15 protein-coding genes and 1 tRNA gene are annotated in these 21,204 nt (G+C 39.2%); 12 read left to right on the top strand and 4 right to left on the bottom strand.

The features are described from left to right. Positions 1 to 13: 13 nt before the first annotated feature. From V4596_06040 to dnaK, 5 genes are all read left to right on the top strand, one after another. The gene (locus tag V4596_06040) at positions 14 to 3,817 is read left to right on the top strand and encodes an RHS repeat-associated core domain-containing protein (GenBank protein ID MES2768690.1); all 3,804 of its coding nucleotides are present in this window, start codon (positions 14 to 16) and stop codon (positions 3,815 to 3,817) included. Between the two features lie 848 nt (positions 3,818 to 4,665). Continuing rightward, positions 4,666 to 5,670 (top strand): HNH endonuclease signature motif containing protein, encoded by a 1,005-nt coding sequence (locus V4596_06035; GenBank protein ID MES2768689.1) that lies wholly within the window; start codon positions 4,666 to 4,668, stop codon positions 5,668 to 5,670. A 166-nt stretch (positions 5,671 to 5,836) separates the two neighbouring features. After that, complete coding sequence (locus V4596_06030) at positions 5,837 to 6,142, top strand: helix-turn-helix transcriptional regulator (GenBank protein ID MES2768688.1); 306 nt, start codon at positions 5,837 to 5,839, stop codon at positions 6,140 to 6,142. A 154-nt stretch (positions 6,143 to 6,296) separates the two neighbouring features. Continuing rightward, positions 6,297 to 7,394 (top strand): molecular chaperone DnaJ, encoded by a 1,098-nt coding sequence (gene dnaJ, locus V4596_06025; GenBank protein ID MES2768687.1) that lies wholly within the window; start codon positions 6,297 to 6,299, stop codon positions 7,392 to 7,394. A 137-nt stretch (positions 7,395 to 7,531) separates the two neighbouring features. Further along, the gene (dnaK, locus tag V4596_06020) at positions 7,532 to 9,433 is read left to right on the top strand and encodes a molecular chaperone DnaK (protein ID MES2768686.1); all 1,902 of its coding nucleotides are present in this window, start codon (positions 7,532 to 7,534) and stop codon (positions 9,431 to 9,433) included. 61 nt (positions 9,434 to 9,494) lie between these two features. Here dnaK and V4596_06015 read toward each other — a convergent pair whose 3' ends face one another. Then, a complete protein-coding gene (locus V4596_06015) occupies positions 9,495 to 9,833 on the bottom strand; it encodes a hypothetical protein (GenBank protein MES2768685.1) in 339 nt (112 codons plus the stop codon). Between the two features lie 17 nt (positions 9,834 to 9,850). Further along, positions 9,851 to 10,480, bottom strand: coding sequence for a hypothetical protein (locus tag V4596_06010; protein ID MES2768684.1), 630 nt, complete (start codon positions 10,478 to 10,480; stop codon positions 9,851 to 9,853). Positions 10,481 to 10,690: 210 nt separating this feature from the next. Here V4596_06010 and V4596_06005 point away from each other — a divergent pair, with 210 nt between their 5' ends. Genes V4596_06005 through rmuC form a run of 3 tightly spaced genes read left to right on the top strand, consistent with a single transcriptional unit; the run spans position 10,691 to position 14,515 of the window. Then, positions 10,691 to 11,497, top strand: coding sequence for a glycosyltransferase family 2 protein (locus V4596_06005; GenBank protein ID MES2768683.1), 807 nt, complete (start codon positions 10,691 to 10,693; stop codon positions 11,495 to 11,497). Beyond that, entirely contained in the window at positions 11,494 to 13,266 is a 1,773-nt protein-coding gene (locus V4596_06000) for a thioredoxin family protein (protein ID MES2768682.1), read from the top strand. The genes V4596_06005 and V4596_06000 overlap by 4 nt, the downstream gene beginning before the upstream one ends. Positions 13,267 to 13,273: 7 nt before the next feature. Further along, positions 13,274 to 14,515: a DNA recombination protein RmuC gene (gene rmuC, locus V4596_05995; protein MES2768681.1), complete on the top strand. Its 1,242-nt coding sequence runs from the start codon at positions 13,274 to 13,276 to the stop codon at positions 14,513 to 14,515. A 151-nt stretch (positions 14,516 to 14,666) separates the two neighbouring features. Here rmuC and V4596_05990 read toward each other — a convergent pair whose 3' ends face one another. After that, positions 14,667 to 16,229, bottom strand: coding sequence for a hypothetical protein (locus V4596_05990; GenBank protein ID MES2768680.1), 1,563 nt, complete (start codon positions 16,227 to 16,229; stop codon positions 14,667 to 14,669). Between the two features lie 712 nt (positions 16,230 to 16,941). On the opposite strand from V4596_05990, the gene V4596_05985 reads away from it, so the two are divergent. Next, a tRNA-His gene (locus tag V4596_05985) sits at positions 16,942 to 17,017 on the top strand. Between the two features lie 387 nt (positions 17,018 to 17,404). Beyond that, the gene (locus tag V4596_05980; GenBank protein ID MES2768679.1) at positions 17,405 to 17,560 is read left to right on the top strand and encodes a hypothetical protein; all 156 of its coding nucleotides are present in this window, start codon (positions 17,405 to 17,407) and stop codon (positions 17,558 to 17,560) included. Between the two features lie 96 nt (positions 17,561 to 17,656). Here the strand turns inward: V4596_05980 and V4596_05975 are convergent, their stop codons facing one another. Then, a complete protein-coding gene (locus V4596_05975) occupies positions 17,657 to 18,067 on the bottom strand; it encodes a helix-turn-helix domain-containing protein (protein MES2768678.1) in 411 nt (136 codons plus the stop codon). A gap of 1,073 nt (positions 18,068 to 19,140) precedes the next feature. Between V4596_05975 and V4596_05970 the strand changes: the two genes are divergently transcribed. Beyond that, positions 19,141 to 19,905 (top strand): TIGR02147 family protein, encoded by a 765-nt coding sequence (locus V4596_05970; protein MES2768677.1) that lies wholly within the window; start codon positions 19,141 to 19,143, stop codon positions 19,903 to 19,905. Beyond that, complete coding sequence (locus tag V4596_05965) at positions 19,902 to 21,005, top strand: hypothetical protein (protein MES2768676.1); 1,104 nt, start codon at positions 19,902 to 19,904, stop codon at positions 21,003 to 21,005. The genes V4596_05970 and V4596_05965 overlap by 4 nt, the downstream gene beginning before the upstream one ends. Positions 21,006 to 21,204 lie beyond the last annotated feature (199 nt).

Raw genomic sequence — 21,204 nt, 5'->3', positions numbered from 1 at the left:
TAAGGAGTTATTGATGCTTAAATGGGCAATTGTATTTTCTTTTAGTTTTATTGTTTCAAATCATGTTCAAGCAGGTGTATGTAATTCAAATAGCAGAGCAGCTATATATTGTGGTAGTTCGACTGTAACACATGCTCTAGGGGTAGCTGTAACAAGCGGATGTGGAGCAAATTTTACTTCTACTAAAAGTGCACCGGCTATTCAGCAGCCTGTAAATAAATGTGGTTCAATTATTCAGGTAGGTAGTGAAACCTTAGGAGAAGAAATTAATATTGTTGGATCTTCATTCAAGTTAAATTATTTTTCAAATAGAGTACCTGGTAGATTAGAAGATTATAAAATAAAAGTTCCAATTACTCGCTCACAAATCCATTCTAGTGTAACTGGTTATACGCTAAAGATAATGAATGATCAAAATAGTGTCATCCATACTTCTACGTATGGTACAGGGTTAAATCAAGTTGCAACTTATCTCACTAATGGTCTAAGCAGCTTTGGGAATGAGGTTTGGACTACTGTGCCCTATAAGACAGTAGTTACAGAAGTTGGATCTGATTTTTCATATGATACAACCACAGAATTACACATAGGCTCTCTCAAAAACAAAAAACTGGGTCTTGGAGCTTGGGTTCCGTCAATTTGGTATTTTTACGATGCAAGTTCGAAAACTCTTTATAAACCCAATGGAACCGAGCGATCTGTAACGGCAGAAACTCTTCCTGGAAATTTTTATCGAGTCGCAGAAGAAGACGGATCAAGAGTTTATATCTTTGATTCTACAGGAAAAATCGTTGAAATAAAACTTGGTCTTACAGGACAGAATCTTTATTCTTTCTACTATGATTCTCAAGAACGTCTGGCTTACATTGTAGAGCCATTCCAAAGAACCACAACCTTCCATAGAACTTTCGATAAATTTAGTTTTATAGTATCACCAAATGGTAGAGTCACGAACGTAACTTTGAACTCTGATGGCTATCTCGCAACGGTCAGAGATCCAAAGTTCCAGGTCCAAACGATGACTTATTACGGAGCTGGTGGCCTTCTTGCAAGTTTCAAAAAACCTGGGAATTTTTTAAGTTCTTTTACATATGATAATTACGGAAACCTTACTAATGATGCTCACTCTGGTGGAAGGCAAATAAATCTAGCAAAGACATCTAATCCAAATGGGTCTTTTGTTGTGTCGTCAGCAACAGGGATGAATCGCCAAGATCTTATGTCTGTCGATAGCTATGATAATTACTCTAAGCAAGAAGAATTAAGAGCCGACGGATCAAAATATTTGTCAGAATATTCTGGCAATACATCTCAGAAATACTCACATAATGGATCAAGCCAATTGGTAAACTATACGATCAACAACACAAGATTTGGTGGTACTTCAAACCATGTGTCTAGTACAGTTGAGCAAATGTTGGGTCAAAGAGTAAAAAATTTCAATAACAACATTACTCTCACTAATCCTAGCGATCCATTCTCAATCAATACATGGACGAGAACTCAAACCGTAGGATACCAGTCTCAATTTCCTGTAACATCAGTATACACAGGCTCAACCAAAACCACGGTAACAACAACACAACTCGGCAAAACAACAGAATCAGTAATCGACGATTATCAACGTCCTATCAGCATCAGGCAGGGAAATCTCAATCCTGTCGAGATGACTTATACAGACGAAAAGCTCACGCAAATCACTCAAGGCACTCGTACGACAACTTTCACTTACAACATGATTACGAAGGTTCTAAAGACCGTAACAAACGCTCTCAATCAATCTACAAATTACGTCTATGATGCCACCGAAAGACTTATCAAAATCAGACTGCCGGATTTAAGAGAGATCAACTACACCTATGATGGCAATAGGAATTTAACATCAATCACGCCGCCATCAAGACCCGCTCACACTATGACAATCGGTGCTAATGAAAAAGTCTCTCATTACAATCCTCCAGTGCTTTCATCAATTCCTCAGGTGAGCACATTGTATGGTTATAATATCGATAATCAATTAACTTCGGTGACAAGACCTGATGGGCAAGCTCTCGATTATAATTATGGTGCATCTTCTGGACGGCTTGAGAGTGTCACTGCTCCGAATGGTGTATATACTTACGAGTATGGGCAACTTTCAAATAACATAAGTTTACCAACAAAAGTAATTGCTCCAGATAATTCTAGAGTGGAGTTGAGTTACAGTGGTGGAGTTTTGTCAGGACAAAGTGTTAGAATTTCTCCGACAAGCACCATTTATAATTTCTCTCTAGGAACATCACAAAACTCACAACTCAACGCTGAGTACTTAAGCGCATCAAACTCCATCAATATCAACTACACCTACGATAACGATGAGTATCTATCGCAAGCCGGAGATTTGTCTTTAACTTACAGTGCTCCAAATGGCCAATTGTCTACGACAACACTTGGAAGTATTAATGATGAGAGAACATACGATCCAACATACGGAGAGCTTTCTGCATACAGTCTCAATAGAAATTCTAATGCAGTCTACAGCCTCTCATTTGAAAGAGATTTACTTGGTAGAATCACAAAGAAAACAGAAACTCTAGATGGAGTGACTACGGTTTTTGAATATGAGTACGACAATACCGGAAGGCTTGAGCTTACAAAGAAGAACGGTATCGTAGCCTCTACATACAGTTATGATGAAAACTCCAACAGAAATGGCGGAGCTGATGGATCGCCCATCACAGCAGTCTATGATGATCAGGATAGATTGCTGGCGTACAAAAGTTTAACTTACACATACAATGCGAATGGCGAAATGTTATCCAGAACTGGAATCGCAACAACGTCATACAGTTATGATGTATACGGGAATATGACGGGCGCTGTGACTCCGACAAAGACAATCAATTACGAGATGGATGCTCTCGGTAGAAGAATTGGAAGAAAAGTGAATAGCGTCTTGCAAAAAAGATTTGCTTACGACGTGAATAATAGATTGATTGGAGAAATCAATACATCAGGCATAGTCACAAAGAGATTCGTATATGCAAGCAAAGCTCACTCTCCAGATTATTTTGTAGACAATGCGAACGTGAAATACCGAATTGTCACAGATCACCTAGGATCAGTGAGATTAGTCCTGCGAGAATCCGACGGAACAGTGATGCAAAAAATGGAACACGATGAATTCGGAAGAGTAATCACCGACACAAACCCCGGCTACCAACCCTTCGGCTTCGCCGGCGGAATCTACGACGAAGACACAAGACTAGTGAAGTTCGGCGCGAGAACGTATGATCCAGAAATAGGAAGATGGACAAGTAAGGATCCAATTAGATTCAGCGGCGGCGATACGAACTTGATGGGATATACTTTTAACGACCCTGTGAATTTTATTGATCCCGATGGAAAATTTGCTGGAGCCGTAATAGGTGCCTTAATTGGAGGTGCGTCTGGCTATGCTGTTAGCGGTACATGGCAAGGTGCTGCTATTGGGGCAGGTGCTGGCGCAGTTTCTGGTACTACAATGGGTGCGGGAATTGCTGCTGGAGCAATAATCGGTGCGGTATCAAGCGCTGCTAACCAAATTGCATCTGGGTCAAGCGTTGCTCAATTAAATTACTCTAGTATAATAGCATCAGCTATGGCAGGAGCTGGTGGAGGAGCGCTAGGAATTGGAGCAGCAAATTATTTACAGGTACCGTTTGGAGTAATAGGGAGAGCGCCGGGAGCAGCAACTTTAAATAATCTATCAAATGATATAATTTCTTCTGGAATCGGTGGTGTAAGTGGTGCTTTACTAGACTTTGCAGGGCAATCTGTTACATGCGGAGGGCAGTAATTGGATGCGAGTGTCATAATTGTCGAAATATTCTCTCTCTTTGCATTTTTTTATTTGAGACGAGAGGTTAAGAAATACTCTGATGATCCTTCTAAAAAAGGACAGAATATTCTATTCACTATCGTCTCATATTTAGCTGTAGTGATGTTTTTAATTACTACGTATAGACTTTATTTAGATTTAACAAAATAGGCTTTATGGCATGTGATATTGCCTATTACCTTTGCTTTAATTTCATTTCTCTCTAGAAGAGAAGTAATAAAAAACTTAAACTATGAAAACAAGAAAAAATATATTGGACAACTTTTAATCTTAAAGGGCCTGGCTATGAAACTAAAAAAATATTTTTTTCTAAAGAAAGAATAATTGGACGATAGGATTATCTAAAGGCAACTGTCATATTGATGATCGTCCAGCTTATTATCATTTTTCTTTTTAAATTAATTTTACCACAGTTAGATAAAGTAATTGTAGCGATTATGATGATGATAAATTTGATCTTATTGTATATTCCTGCAACGAAACGTTATAAAGATACAGGTTCTCCTAGCTGGTTTTACTTTCTTGCATTAATACCCATCATCAATTTGTATTTCGCACTTTACCTATTATTCTTAAAGCCAGGAAAAAATAACGTTAATAATTAAAGTTGGTTTGGTTCTTGATTATACATTCAGTTTCATAAATGCGATAGTAGTCACATTCTAATTTAATCCGAATTTCGAATTGATTCTCCCCACCAAAAACAAAAATTATTTCTCATTTTCAGAGACAAAAATCATTTTTTTCGATACATAATATCCAGCTTAATCGCTTGATGTGAACATCAAAATGTAAGGAGAAATTTGGTGAATCTAAAAAATGTTTCTAACGACAATTTGCTTCAAAATATCAAAAAATTATCTCTTGAAGAAAGAAAAATAACTACTGAAATTCTTCATCATCTCAAGGAAATTGAAAACCGCAAGTTGCATCTTGAAATCGGGTATTCGAGCTTGTTTGAATATACAGTTAAGGAATTGAGTTATGGTGAGGATGCCGCCTACAGAAGAATCAACGCGATGAGGTTGCTAAAATCTGTTCCTGAGGTTGAAAATAAAATTTTAAAGGGCTCCTTAAGCCTGGCCGGCGCAGCGAAAATTCAAAGATTTCTCAATGCTCAAAACAAAGTGCAGAGTCCTGTACCTACACAAAATAAATCACAGCACAATTCTTCTCCTAAAATTAAAACCAAAGAAGAGAAGCTAACTTTTGTTGAATCCATGGAAAATAAATCTTTATTCGAAATTGAGAAGGCCATGGTTAAGCTAAATCCAGAATCTATTCCTCAAGAAAAAATTCGACAAATTAATGAAGAAAAAATTGAATTGAAATTAGTAATAGATGAAGACCTTAAAAATCAACTAGATCGTCTAAAAAACTTTCTATCTCATAAGAATCCCAATATGAGCTACAATGAATTGCTAAAGTATCTCACTCAATTAGGATTGCAAAAGTTAGACCCTGAAAATAAAATAAAGAATCAAAAGGCAGAGTCGAAAAATCAACGCACCGATTCTTGTCAGACAAGAGTAGTTGCATCAAAAAAATCTCGCTCAATCCCAGCGATCGTCAAGCGAGAAGTCTATGTGCGGGACAAAGGCTGTTGCACGTTTACGGATCCCAAGTCCAAGCGGAAATGCACCTCTCAACATTTACTCCAGTATGATCATAAGTATCCGCTGTCATTGGGCGGAGAGACCTCGGTGCAGAATTTGCGATTACTCTGTTTTCAACATCATAAATTAATCACAGGCGGCGCACGGAAAGCAGGGTTGCCATCTGCTGTAAATCAAAATTCTGACGAAATTTAGACAATTAATTCGTTATTCGGATTAATCATTAGCTGTATTAGGTTTAATCTTAATTGAGCCTCGCTTCTAAATTGCTTCTATACCCAATTAACAAATAATGAAATTGACATATCAAAAATGATATGTCATAATTGAAAGGTATGGTTAGATGACCATCGAGAGACAAATGAATAAAAAAAATAAAAAACCTTTAGAAGTCTTTGACGTTAAGATGACGACGGGGCAATTAATTAAATCTTGGAGAGCTAACTTTAATGTGCCTCAAGATATTATGGCTTTTACCTGTGGCATATCTCAGGCAAATTTAAGTGCCATCGAAAATGATCGCCGAGATGTCGGCTCTAGGGTTGCCTTAAGACTGGCTTCCTTTATGGGAATTGCTCCAGACATCATTCTCTATCCAAATGGTTTTGAAAAAGAACCAGAGTTTAAAGATGTTCAAAATAGAAAAAGTAAATTCAAAGTCAGCTGATACTCTCAAAGCTTTGGATGAATCTTCAGGTGACTTTTGATTTGGAGAAGGCGCTCAAAAATCAATCTGCCTAAAAACACGGCAAATATTCTTTATCTATCTTCATCTCCGGGCTTGACGAAATTGATGTCACCCCCCAAATTAGGCGCATCATATGAGAGATTTTTACGAAGTATTAGGCGTGGAGAAAAGCGCCGACCAGGACGTTATTAAGAAAGCTTATCGCAAGCTCGCGATGCAATATCATCCTGACAAAAACCCTGGAAACAAAGAAGCTGAAGACAAATTCAAAGAAGCGGCAAGTGCTTACGAAATTCTCTCGAACCCACAAAAAAGACAACAGTACGATACCTACGGACACCGAGCTTTCCAAGGTGGAGGCGGCGGTGGTTTCGGTGGCCAAGGCTTTACGGACATCAACGATATCTTTGAAAGTTTTGGTGATATCTTTGGCGACTTCTTCGGTGGTCAGCAAAGACAAGGTCAAAAGAGTTCCAATCGCAGGGGCTCGGACTTACGATATTTACTTGAAGTAAAACTTGAAGATGTTCTAGAAGGCATAGAAAAAGAAATCACCTTCGAAACAGAAGACAATTGCAAACCTTGTTCAGGCACGGGCGCCGATCCCAAGTTCGGCATGGAAACTTGCGGCACCTGCGCTGGCCGAGGTCAGGTGGTGAGATCCCAAGGGTTCTTCCAGATGGCAACGACCTGCCCAACTTGCAGAGGCTCGGGCAAAAAAATCAAAAAGCCCTGCGCATCTTGTAACAGTCAAGGCCGCGTAATGGCTCGCCGAAAACTCAAAGTCAAAGTCCCAGCCGGCGTCGATAACGGAACTCGCCTCAGAGTCAGCGGCGAAGGTGAAGGCGGTTACGGAAGCGGTCCCCAAGGCGATCTCTATGTCGAAATCCGCGTAGCAAATCACGCAAACTTTGAGCGCGAAGCCCAAAACTTATATTCAGAAATCAAAATCTCTTACAGCCAAGCCATCCTCGGAACCGAAGTGGAAGTCAAAACTCTCGAGGGCAAAGAACCCTTGAAAATTCCACCGGGAACTCAAGGAGGATCTCAAATTGAGCTTTCAAAAAAAGGCCTTCCATCACTCAGATCAGCAGCTCGTGGCCATATATATTATGAAGTTAAAATTGATATTCCAAAAAAGCTAAAACCCGAAGAAGAACAAAAGCTAAGGGAAATCGCTGAGATACGCGGAGAAAAGATCTTTGACAAAAAGAAGGGGTTTTTCTCCTGATTTGAGTGCCCTTGACGGAAACTTAAAGCAACTCAAATTATGAATGTAGTTACTGAAGTAAATAATGATTAAAATAATGACCGCTTCCAGCAACTCTAACAGAGAAAAAAACAGGAAGCGAATTTTCGGAGGATAGAATGGGAAAAATTATTGGTATAGATTTAGGTACAACAAACTCTTGTGTTGCCGTCATGGAAAACGGTGAAGCCAAAGTTCTAACAAACGAAGAGGGCGGAAGAACAACTCCTTCCATCGTGGCCTTCACAAAGGACGGCGAAAAACTGGTCGGTCAGGTTGCAAAAAGACAAGCTGTCACGAATCCAGAAAATACAATTTTCTCTTCAAAAAGATTCATTGGTAGAATTTTTGGCGAAACAACTCACGAGCAAAAAAGAATTCCTTATAAAGTAAAAGAAAAAGGCGGCGGCGTCGCATTCGACATTCGCGGTGAAGAATATTCGCCCGAACAGATCGGTGCCTTTATTTTGCAAAAACTAAAGCAAACTGCAGAAAATTATCTCGGTCACGAAGTGACAGAGGCGGTGATCACGGTTCCTGCTTACTTTAACGATTCTCAAAGACAAGCCACAAAAGATGCCGGCAGAATTGCGGGCCTTGATGTGAAACGTATTATCAACGAACCAACTGCTGCGGCACTTGCTTACGGAATGGATAAAAAGAAAGACCAAAAAATCGCAGTCTATGACTTCGGTGGTGGGACGTTCGATATTTCCATCCTTGAAGTTGGCGATAATGTCGTAGAAGTAAAATCAACAAACGGGGACACGCACCTTGGTGGCGATGACTTCGATAACGTTATCTTAGATTGGTTGGTGGAAGACTTCAAAAAAACCAACGGTGTTGATTTATCCAAAGATAAAATGGCACTTCAACGTCTAAAAGAAGGCGCAGAAAAAGCAAAGATCGAACTTTCAACAACTCAAGAAACAGAAATCAATCTCCCGTTCATCACGGCAGATCAAACAGGTCCAAAGCATTTACAAGTGAAGCTTACACGTGCAAAATTTGACCAAATGACAGAAGACCTTGTGAGAAGATCAATCGAGCCGTGCAAAAAAGCGGTAAAAGATTCTGGTCTATCCGTAGAACAAATTGATGAAGTTGTATTGGTGGGTGGTTCAACAAGAATTCCAGCAATCCAAAAAGCAGTAAAAGATTTCTTCAAACGTGAACCAAACCGCTCAGTAAACCCCGATGAAGTTGTTGCCGTAGGCGCAGCAGTTCAAGGTGGAGTATTAGCTGGTGATGTGAAAGATGTGTTGTTGCTCGACGTAACTCCACTTTCATTGGGTATTGAAACAATGGGTGGCGTAATGACAAAACTCATCGAAAGAAACACAACAATCCCAACTAAGAAATCTCAGGTGTTCTCAACAGCTGCTGATAGCCAACCATCGGTTGATATCCATGTTCTGCAAGGTGAAAGAGAATTTGCAAAAGACAATAAAGCCCTCGGGCGCTTTGAGCTCGTGGGAATCCCGCCGGCTCCACGTGGAACTCCACAAATTGAAGTGGCCTTCGACATTGATGCCAACGGTATCATGCACGTGACAGCAAAAGATCTTGGAACGGGAAAAGAACAAGCCATCAAGATCACTGCAAAATCAAATCTTTCAGAAGCGGATATCAAGAAAATGGTAGACGATGCGGAAGCCAATGCTGAGGAAGATAAAAAGAGAAAAGAAGTTGTCACTCTAAGAAACAATTTGGATTCTTTAATTTATCAAACAGAAAAGATGCTTAAGGACAACAAAGATAAACTCAATGCAGACTTAGCAAAAACTGGCAATGATGCGATTACTCAAGCGAAGACAGCCTTAGAGTCAGACGATGTTGCGGCCTTAACTTCGGAGTACGAAAAACTCACGCAAGTGTCTCACCAAATTTCTGGAGAAATCTATAAAGGTTCTTCAGGTCAAGGCGGCGGAGACCCAACGGGTGGCGGACAACAAGAGCCTGCAGCAGCGAAGAAGGATGGCGATGATGTCATCGACGCTGACTACAAAGATGTGAATTAATCCTAAGAGCTATCGCACTGAGACTGTCAACCACGATGGGCGACAGTCTCTCTACAAGTCTTCAATCAAACTCAATCGGTACGCAAGCCTGATAAAACTTTGTCTTCTTTGAAGTCTTTCCAACTTTCACATCTTCTTCTGATTCCGAAATTTTGAAGTTTGCCATGTCGTACTTTACTTGCTTTGGGTTCACCGAAATGTTGTGCGCAGTTCCGCCAGTTTTTTCGACGGCTAAATCAATGGGCCATTGAGGATCTGTAGTGATCGTATTGATTTTTGCAACGGCCTGATCAAAGCTTTCGGCTTTACGGCAGAGGATGGCATACTTTGCGCCAGTTTTAGGAATGGCAAAGCTGATAGAGGAGGTGAGTATTAAGGTTGCAAGAATAAAAAACTTCATTACTGATTTCGTCATTCTTAATCGTCCGCAAATTCAAATACAACTGCGAGTGAAATATAAGAAAAAGCTTTATTGAGTTTCAGTCCAACTTCGCCCATGAAGCTTACGTTTTCCCAGTTATAAGGTTTAAATTCTGTTCCACCGGCAAGTTGTACTGGATAGATGGTGTCTCCATCCACAAAAGCCACGCTGATCGGTAAAGAAGCGTAAGGTGTAAGCACACCAATGTCAGTTTCAAATTCTTTACTCACTAGAGGAGCGAATCTTAGGCTGAGTACATCTTCGGTCTCATCGGCAACTTCTTCTCTCGCATAAGTTCCACCAAAAATAAAGCCCAGCGCTGGTTGATTTTCAAAATCAGGATATGGAATCCATTTCGCAAAAAGACCGCCATAAAGGAATTCATCTTCGCCCACGCCGATTAAGCCTCTCATCGTTGTGCTTTCACCGATTCCGGCATCGAATCTACCAGACAGATTAGTGCCTTCGTTCCCACCAGTGGTGATGAATTGCGGACCTACGATGGCTCTATATTTTCCTGTAGGAACGATTTTCCCAGTATCCATAGTTGAGTAGTAAGCATTCGCAGTAGAAAAAGAGAACATTAAAGCAACGGCAAAAATAGCGCGAAAAACCAGTAATTTCATAAGGGCCTCCAAAAGGTCGAAACAAGTCGAAAGATGTTAGTCTACTTTTGTTTCGCAGCTGCGAAATCCAATTGAGCAGACACTTTCAAGATTTAACTTCAAGCTATACGAAAAGGCCATAGCTTTTACGAAACAAACCTTTAAATTGGGCGATGCGAAATAGCCTTCCATGATGGACAAAATAACCTAAGGTTCGTAAGCTCCGAGCAGATGGAAAAAAGACCAATAACTCTTGTGATTATCACTCTCAACGAAGAAGAAAATATTGCTCGTTGCATAGAGAGCGTTCCGTGGGCCGATGAAGTCATTGTTTTAGATTCGGAGAGCAAGGACAAAACAAGAGAGATCGCATCTTCCCTAGGGGCAAAAGTTCACGTGCAAAAGTTCTTAGGATTCAGAGATCAAAAACAAAGAGCTACGGATATTGCAAAAAACGATTGGATATTGGCGTTGGATGCAGACGAAGCCCTCTCCCTCGGACTCTCCCAAGAAATTTTGCAAACATTTGATACAACTCCCATCCAAGACGGCTACAGAATGCCAAGACTCAGCTTTCATCTGGGCAGATGGATCAAGCACGGTGGTTGGTACCCTGACAGGCAATTGAGATTTTTTAATCGCAAGAAAGCAAAATGGGGCGGCGGTCACGTTCACGAAAAAATTGAATGTGAAAATATCGGCACATTTCAGAACAATCTTTTGCATTATGTATTTAGAGATTTAAAACACCAAGTGGATGCGAACAATCGCTATTCCTCTTTGGGTGCGCAGGATTTGTATGATCGTGGAAAGAAATTTTCTCTAGTGAAACTTCTTTTGAAGCCGATTTCAAAATTTTTAGAGACTTATGTTTGGAAATTAGGATTTTTAGATGGCCTTCCGGGATTTATTATTTCGGTGGGAGCAGCGTATTCGGTATTTTTGAAGTTTTCGAAATTAAAAGAACTTCAACAAGTAGTTAAGAGAAAAGAACAACAAGAAAAAGATGTTCGATCAATCGAATTGGGGATGACATGAGAATTTTAGTTTTAATGGTATTGTTAGTTGGGATGACTTTAATAAACTCACAGACATATGCGCAGGAGCAAAATAGCTTAGAAAAAGCATCAGGAGCCGTAGTGACAGACAAAAAAACCATGTGGGGAAAAGCTCCAGGGGAGTCGCTCTTAAAACCCATGCTCAATAAATATGTAGTGAACGAGATGATTGATATTCGTCCCATAGAAGGTCATCACTTCAACCTTAAGGCCAACAACAATTGCAACCTTGTTAAGCCTCAAACTCTTAAGCCAGAATTCATGCAATGTCAGTTTGAAGAGTCGGGGATGTATAAAATCAATGCTTACATCTGTGATGATAAAGAAAGTTTCTGTAAGTTTGAAAAATTAGATGTGCTAGTGAGCGCGCCGAGAGGTTACAAGAAGGCCATGAAGAAAAGAGTTTCTTCAAATATTTTGTATGTTCCTAAGGCAGAACTCAGTGCTCCTCCGGGATTTGTGAAAAACCGTGATCAATTTGCAATTGCTGAAGCGAAAAAGAAAAACCAGCCTCTGCTGATTGTGTTCTCGGCTCAGTGGTGCCCAGCATGCAACATGCTAGATGAAAACGTATGGCAAAACAAAAAGTTCCAAGATCAGGCCAAGGGCGTTGTGAAATTGATCTTGGATGTGGATTCAGATATTTCTTGGGACCTAAAAGAAAAATTCAAAATCGGTGGATACCCAACGACAGTTCTAACAACCTCGACATTGAATGAGATTGGAAGATTTGTAGGTTATAGAACCGAAACGGCAGTTTCAAATTGGTTAGGTGCACAGCTAGCACAAAAAGACAATCCAATCGAGATGGTGGTGTCTAAAGTTGAAAAAGGTATGGCGCTAGAAAAAGACGTCCTTAGACTTGCTCAATGGCAACTCGATAGAGACGAACCTGCCAACACCAAGATCACGCTCTTAAAGCAAACAAGTCCTGAGGCCAAGAAACTTTCTTTGATTGCAGATTATAAAATTTTTGAAAATGACAATAAGCCAAAAGAAGCCGCGGAAGTTCTCGCAAAACTTATCGATGAAAATCCAAAAGATATTTTAGCTAGCCAATGGGCGATGGCTCTTTCAGAAAAAGATCCAGAAGCACTTAAGAAGAGAATTGAGAAGGTAAAAGAAAGCGTTGCCACTTGGGCCGCAGGGACCGAGATTGATTCTTCTGAGTTTACTAGAGCTGAACTCTACTACAATTTGGGAAGTGCTTTTGAGAATCTAGAGGAGGGCACATCATCTCGCCAAAACTTTGCGTCTTGTGCAGAAGACTACAAAAAGATTTCAGAAAAATCTCCTCTCAAGACTCCTCGTGGTGCTCAGATGGAGAGAGGTTTTTGTTTGGTGAAGGCGGGAATGAACGAAGAAGCGTTAAAAATCTTTGGTGATCTCGTAAAAATTTACAGAACAGAGTTTGCGTTCAACTATTACTATGCAAAGGCACTTTTTGATACTGGGAGCGTGGATAAGGCTTACATTTATGCGAAGAGCGCGCTTGAAGGTTCTTATGGCGACAATATGATCAGAGCTGCCGTATTGAAGGCGCAAATTGAATTAGAACAAAAGAAACTGAACATTGCGGAAAGCACGCTTACAAAAACTTTAGAAAAAGTATATTTGCCATCCACGACTCAGATTAGATCTCACAGATACGTGGCAAATCTAAAAGGGTTATTGGCAAAGATCCAAATCCAAAAAGAAGCTTTGAAAACTCGCGGCAAAGAATCCGATGACGCAAAAAAGACGGAATAGGTAAAACATGGAAAGCATTATTGGACTATTAGGGTGGGTAGTGAGTTTTGCTCTTGGCGCTTATCTTTTTAAAGTGAAGTCGGAATTGGCTAGGGAAAAAACTGAGAAAGAGCTCCGAGTTCAAGAAACGGACAAGCGTTTGGCAGAGCAAAAATCTTTCTTCCAGGATACACAAAACCAAATGGAAAAGATTTTTAAAGGGCTAGCATCTGAAACCTTAGAGAGCCAGTCCAAAAACTTTTTAAATCTAGCGACAGAGAGATTGGACAAAAAGACTACGGAAGCCAATGGGACATTGAATGAAAAGGTTTTGGAATTTCAAAAACTTTTAAACCCAATGAAGGACACGCTCTCGAAACTTCAAACAGATTTAACGACGGTAGAAAAAGAAAGAAACGAGCAGTTTGGAAAGATCGCTCAACAATTGACTCAAGTGACAATCACGAGTGAAAAATTAAAAGAAGAGGCGAGCTCACTTTCAAAAGCACTAAGACGTCCCGAAGTTCGTGGCAGTTGGGGTGAGATCCAGTTGAAACGTGTGGTGGAACTTGCGGGCATGAATCAGTTCTGTGATTTTGACGAACAAGTGGCTGTAAGAGACGGGGAAAAGAATTTGCAGAAGCCTGATCTGATCGTTAGACTTCCTAATAATCGTGTGGTGGTGGTGGATTCCAAGGCAGTTCTCGATGCATTCCTTGATGCTGTAGATGCTCCAACTCCAGAAGAAAAAAAGAAGGCTCTAGAAAGACACGCTAGAAACCTAAGAACAAGAGTTCAAGACCTTTCCAAGAAAAGTTATTGGGAACAATTCGAACATTCTGCAGAATTTGCGGTATTGTTTATTCCTAACGAAGCACTTTTGGGCGCAGCGGTTGAAATCGATAAATCAATTATAGAAGATGCGCTAAAAGAAAAAATCATCATCGCAACTCCAACGACTCTTGTGGCATTGCTTAAGGCGATTGCTTACGGTTGGAGCCAAAATCAAATTACAGAAAATGCGCAAGGGATGATCAATCAGGCAAAGGAATTCTACGATCGATTGACTCCATGGCTTAAGCATTTATCAAAACTGGGCGCCAACCTTGAGGGTGCCGTAAAGTCCTACAATGATTCTATGAGTTCATTGGATACAAGGGTGCTCCCGTCGGTCAGAAAGCTCAAGGAACTTGGGTTCCAGGATCGGGAAGAGCATATAAAGCTTGAGTCTATTGATTTGACTTTGAAGCATACAGAGTTAGAAGAATAGGGGCTCCCTCGCATATACAGAAATTATGGTGTTACTTTGTCTAAGGTGAGGGGTGGTATCCGCCATTCATGTTGTCTTGATGTCTTCTAAACTGGAATAAAAAAAGGGAAGGTTTTTTGACCTTACCTATACAGTGATTAGCAAGTGCTTACTAATCAATATCAGAATCTAGAATACTCATATCTCTATTGCTTTCGTTTGCCCTTTGCAGAGCAGCATCATGAGCATTCATTACATCTGGATCTGAAACTACACCTCTGTACATAGAGTTTGAGTTACTTTCTCTTCCTGAATGAGAAGCTTCTGCTCTTTGCTGCTCACTTTCTATTTTGGCTCGTCTTCTCTCGGCATTAGCTGCTTCATTTCTTGCTTGATAATCTGCAATTTCATCTACTGTGGCAGCTGGGTATTTTCTAGCGGCTTCTACAAGGAAATCATTTACTGCTCTATCTTCAGGAGTCCTACTACGGGCTTGTACGGGTGGCCCCATACTGCGAATTATAGCTTCAGTAACAATCATTGCAAGCCGATGGGATTCTCTGTCTTTTTCTCTATCCGCCTTCCTATTCATTTCCTTAATCAATTCCTTTTGATACCATTTACCATATTCCGCAATAGCCTGGTGAGCGGATAGTGTTGATACAGCGGATTTGCCAACAGATTCTATTTCTAAGTAAGGAATAGATGTAAATCTACCTTTAGCATCTCTACCTTTTTTGTGGCGGATAACTCCGGAAACACTTATTGGTAAATCAAAAAACCTTGATTCTAAAGTAAGCTCAATAGCAGTGTAAGCATAATTTCCAGGCAAGGACTTGAAACCTCCTCCAAAGAGATCTCTTGTTTGCATTAGAGGTATAAAGTCTTTATATTGCAGCGAAGAAGATTTGCTAAAAACTACAGGTATACCAATTCCATGGTCTCCTTTGTAAAAAGCGTATAAAATATTAGACTCAGAACTCCATTTCCATCCAATATTGATAACTAAATCCTTAACTCTTTGCTCGAGGGACTTGGAGTTATTGTCTCTTAATGAAACCCACTTCCTGCTTTGCCTGCGATCAACAAGTCTCTCAATATATTGACCCAATGACGATTCTTTATAATAAAGTTGTGCTCTTAGGACTAACTTCATGTCAGTCTCTCTCAGAATAAGGTCATCTTTTTTGCTTTTAATATTTTCGAAGAAATTCAATATAGCGAGTTCCCTATCCGTAGGATGTGAAAAATTACGAGACTCGTTTCTTAAAGCATTAGCCAAACCATAGGCCCTATTTAAATCATCTTGGATGGTGGGCTTTGTGAAATCAAGAGCTCCAGCTACCTCCGAAAGAAATAATAAAATTTCTTTCCCTTCCGAAAATAATTGATCGTTTCCTTTCTTTCCCTCTTCTAGTTTTAAATAAGAAAGCACGTAAGATCCACTCTCTTCAATAAGCTTTAAAAAACTGGGGTCTGCTTCAATTAATTTTTCTAACCTAGACACAACAACAGACTGATGGCCGAGCTTAAACCAGGGTTTAGGGTCAAGTAACACACGATCCATTGCATTAACAGTCTCTAGGCGATGAATCCAATAGTTATCTAATCTTCTATCATTATTTGACACCGTTGACAGTCGCCCCAACATACGAATATCCGAAGAAGAAAAAATACTATCCAACTTTCCGGTTTTTGCCGTACTCGATACTTGATTATCACTAAAAATTTTCAAACAAGCGCTCTGCGCATGAGATTTAGAATATCCAAAAACTGTTAGGGCAGTTAAAAGTAATGACTTATAGTAATTGACTTTGCACATGTGAAATTTACCTTTTTTTAAGTTTATCGCAAAAAAATATCTTCTTTTTTGAAATTATTTTATTTTTTTAGTGCAATCGGCATGCCGTTGTTAAAACTAATTTTATTGCATTAAAAAATCATTACGCTGTTTTGGCGTAAGAATCATCCTCACTGCTTACAAAAAAAGTCTTTTTTAAAGATATATTTCAATTGCGCTTGGAAAATTTACGCGAACTGCTTCAAATTAAAAGTACCCGAAAGAGAGATGAATTTAGTTAAAAAGGTCAGGCTAAAAGAAGAATATCTTAAGAATTTAAGAGAGCTATACAAAAAAAGTACCAGAAGCTACAAAACTTTTATTTTAAATGAGTTTGTAGCAAGCAGCGTATAGCTGAAAGCATGCTTCTGGAATATTAAAGGGAACAATAGATTCAAGAATCAGAAGACCTGAGCCGGGAATAAAATAAGGTAATGACTGATCTTTGGGCATTTAAAGGCTTTGTAAGCTATCTATAGGTCCTCTCGTGGCTTAAAAAGAGGTTGAAAAGAAACCTTAAAAGCTATATTTATTTTGTCTCCGTATTCATTGCGCTTATTGCGCAGTAAGATTACCAATTCACCAAACTGGTAAATTTTCTTTTGTGGCGGTCGTAGCTCAGTTGGTAGAGCCCCGGATTGTGATTCCGGTTGTCGCGGGTTCGAGCCCCGTCGATCGCCCCATTTTTCTGACCTGATATTGCAAGCGAAATCAAAAAGACTAAGCAGTCTAAACACTTGAAAACACATAACCGAGCAAAGCAGATAAGCTTCAATTATTTCCTGAAATTTCAGCAAATTTCGTGAGTTTGCTTCTTTTTTGCTTCTCAAATGCTTCTTTTGAAATGGCATTTTCAATCTGAAATTGCCAGCTTAGAAGAAACTGGCAAAGCCACTCGCTTTTGACCTGTCTTCATAGAACTAAATTTATCTATGAGGAGAGCTTTATGATCGGAGTTATTAAGTTTATATTTGCAATTATATGGTTTGCCATTGCCCTAGGAATGGCTGGCACTTTATTAGATGCAACTGTCTTTATGAAAGACAAAGCCGCCAAAGCTTATATTCGTGGTGGAATTTCACACAATAGGTCTAGTGTTTGCGGGCTTATCATTTGTTGCGGGATCTCCAAACGCCAAAGGACATCTCACTTTGGCAATCATTGGAGCAATTATCGGATTTTTAGCGCCAAGTTTAGTGAGCTTCTTAAGAAGTATGGTGAATTGAAAATGGAGTTAAAAAGTACTTCGGTAAGTAAGAGTCTAGATAAAAAACTTATGATCTTTGGATTTGAGGTTCCTGATCTTCTGGCTCTCTTCTTACTTATTTCAACTTTAAATTTTTTCTTTGGAACAACGTCTTTAAAGATTTATTTCGTTTGGATGCTGACAGAGAGTGTTTCAGAGCTTTTTTTAACATCAAGTTTTCTAAATAAAGCTCTGCTATCTCATGCTTTAATTCCTTCACTTGAGCCGTATGACGATATTCTTCAACTTCCTTTTTATACTTACTCGTTCTAGCATTTCTTTTGGTTTTGAATTTATCGTGCTTATATTTTTGAATAAATTGATAGACCGATCCGTGAGATACTCCAAATATTGTGGAGGCTTCTCGATAAGTCATTCCCTCATCAATGCATTTCCTAGCAACCATTATCATAAACTCTTGCGAGTGCTTTGGTTGCCTTCCTGGTGGTCTTTTCTCTTTAACTTGTGGTGGCGTAAATATTTCCATAATTGTCCTTCATAACGGAAATCCTTCTATCAAGGTTCCGCAGTTAGGCCAACCGTCTTGTTCAATAACTATTTAAGGCACTGTCTAATGTGAGGGGCTCACCCCATATCCCTTGTTTGACGAAAAAAGCATGCTCGACATTGCATGCTTAGCATAACAAAATATCTGGACAGGTTTGCAGTGCAAATCTGTTTTTTCTTCGGTACAAATCCCAACGAAATCTTTTACTAATTTTTTTACTTGTCTGCCGCCAAGTGCCCACTGCGCTACTTCTGCCCATATAGGGACTTATCACTTTTGCACAGCTCTATGGTAGATAACCTCACGCTATCAAGTCGTGGCGTTCCGCTCGAGTCTTCTGGCCTTCGTTTCTCGAGTGGCCGTTCGATGAATATCCGTCTCTTCCTTAAAATTTACCGATGAGCCCCGGCGAGTGTCGTCTCTCTTTCGGGCGAGTACCCGATGCTTTTATTTCACGGTCCACTGATTGTTTGTTTATAAATTTACTGAGTTGATGTAAAGAGAATTTGCCGCAAGTGAAATTTTTCAATAGAGCAGAATTTCTGTTCGTGGCTTTGCTTTATCAAAACCATATGGAATTCTTGTTTTTTTGATGGCAAAGAAATCTCGCTTAATGTGGCGATTTGAAAAATTCGTTTTGCATCGAAAGCCAATTCAAAATTAAAATTTTTGGCTTCAGAACTCGCTAGATATAAGCCGGATTTTTGTTAAATATCAAAGCTGATTCGAAGGTTTAATTCGTTAAATCGCATATAATCTCAGGTAGTTAAAATAGAAAATTGAAATTGTTCTGATCATCAAACACTTCTTTGTTTTTTCCAAAGTAACTTGCGTTACAAAACAGAATTAATCCTTTAAAAAAAGCGTGTTCAAAGTATCGGCCCATTACATCTACAGTACTGATGATGATCTAAAGGAATATTTCTTCTAAAATACTGTAAAAATGACCGTTGCACTTCAATTTGCAACACCTTGTTGCAAATTTTCTTTAATAAATTCTTCTCTTCCATTATCTTCTCGCCCATATGGAAAACAAAATCAATTTTCGGTTAATGCTACAATCAGAACTCATTAAGAGATGCGAGAGAAACCCGAGCTATTCATTAAGATCTTTCGCAAAACAACTTGATATTGATCCCGCGACCCTTTCTTCCATAATTTCTCAAAAACGACCTATAACCGAAAAAACAATCAAAAAATTAGGAACTAAACTCAGTCTCTCACCTGATGAATTGCAGAATTACATATCTCAAAAATCCACTAACGAGTTGTATGCAGAATTTACTCAAGATCTATTTGCAGCCACTTCTGATTGGTATCATGATGCTATTCTGGAGCTCACGCGAATTAAAAATTTCAATCCAGATTTCACTTGGATCGCTAAAACTTTAGATATTAGCGTAAATCAAGTGCGCGCGGCCGCGGAAAGATTATGTAGATTGGAACTTTTAGAAATTGCGCCCAACGGACAGTGGTTAGATAAATCAAGATTTAACTCCAATACTCTCGATTCCGATTTTTCTTCGGCTGCCATGAGAAAATATCAAATGCAAATTCTAGAAAAATCCATGAAAGCCTTAGAAGATCTTCCAAGGACCGAACGAGATCATACTTCCATGATGGTCTGTGGAAATGCCAAAGACCTTAAGAAAGCAAAAGAACTTATAACTGAATTTCGACACAATTTAGCGGCATTTTTCCAAAGAAAAAATATTGCCTCCGAACATGTATATCAAATTTCCGTATCGCTATTTCCAATTACTAAATTAGAAACAACAAATAAAATTATTAAAAAAAATAAAAGGAGAACAAAATGAAAAATTTAATAACTGCAATTTTAATTGCATGCACAGGATTTTCTGCCTTTGCAGAAAAAGATAGAGGTGGGGGAGATACAAAAGAACAAGAATTCGCAGAGGCAGTTCATTTGGGATGGGCACGCCTGAATATAATTGGTAGAGCAGAAGATGGTTCAAGTACAGTGAACAAATTAACTACTATCGCGGATGGCGAGGTTGAAGAAGTTATCAAAAAAATTGTTATAGAATTCACAGATCAACCGCTCTATATCAAAGGGGTTAGTAAAGAGGCTGTAAATGATCCTTCAAAGTTTTTGATTCGTGTCAATGAAGCTGCTTGGGATAATTTGTCAAAATTCGATAGGCAAGCTTTAGCCATTCATGAACTTTTAGGAGTTGCATTTGGTTTTTATAAGGAAGAGTTGAAAGCTTTTGGGCCAAATAACTATTCAAGACTTTTTGATGATTCTAGTTACAATATCTCCAACTTACTCAAAGTAGATTCTAGTAAAAATAAATATTTCGATGCTTCTGTCTCGTCTTATATACTTCCTGTACCATCTATGCCTCATGTTTCGCGTTGCCAAAGAGGCTTTGCCCTCTCTATTAAGGAAGCTCTGAAGTTATGCAAAGAATCGGGGTACACTTTATGTAGAGTTGTTGATTCATTTATTGTAGGGGAACCTGATTTAACTTCTAAGCCCGGCTATCTTACTTGCAAAACCTCAACTCGAGTTGAAGGTGTAGCTTCAACTGTAAAGTATGAAGAGCTTCCACATGAAATTGGACGCCATAGCAATGCACTGAGAGCACTATCATCTCCTCAAGTACAAATATTAACTTCTTACACTTCAGATGGTTCTCTTTATAGTTTGCTATACTCGTTAGCGGTACAGAAAAATACTTCGGCACATTTTAAATCTACTCCAAAGAGATTGTGTACTAGCAAAACATGGACAAGTGATAATTATTGTGAATCCATGCAAAAATCATTAGATGGTTTTTCTATTCAAGGAATTATTGTCAGCGCTCAATGTAAGCCTAGAAAATCTTCAGATAATTGCAGTAAAGATTCCGCAAAAATGGTTTTAGAGGCTTCCATCGAAACTATTGAATAAATAGTTATAGTTGTAAAGATTTCGATTCGGCGGTTCTTCTCGACGACTTTCCGCCGAGTTATTTTTGCTCAAGATGCTGCTACCGCATCCTCTGTTACGGTGAGTTGTGATGTTGTTTTAACCAGCAAAGGAAATCCTTCGAAGTTTTTGTCTATATTTAGTGATTTTTGGGTATTTATTTCATGTCTAAATACTGACA

This window comes from Bdellovibrionota bacterium (assembly GCA_040386775.1).
In the GTDB taxonomy this organism is placed as follows: Bacteria; Bdellovibrionota; Bdellovibrionia; order Bdellovibrionales; family JAEYZS01; genus JAEYZS01.
Note: the sequence above shows the minus strand (reverse complement) of the source record. Positions and strands in the feature narration are given on the sequence as shown.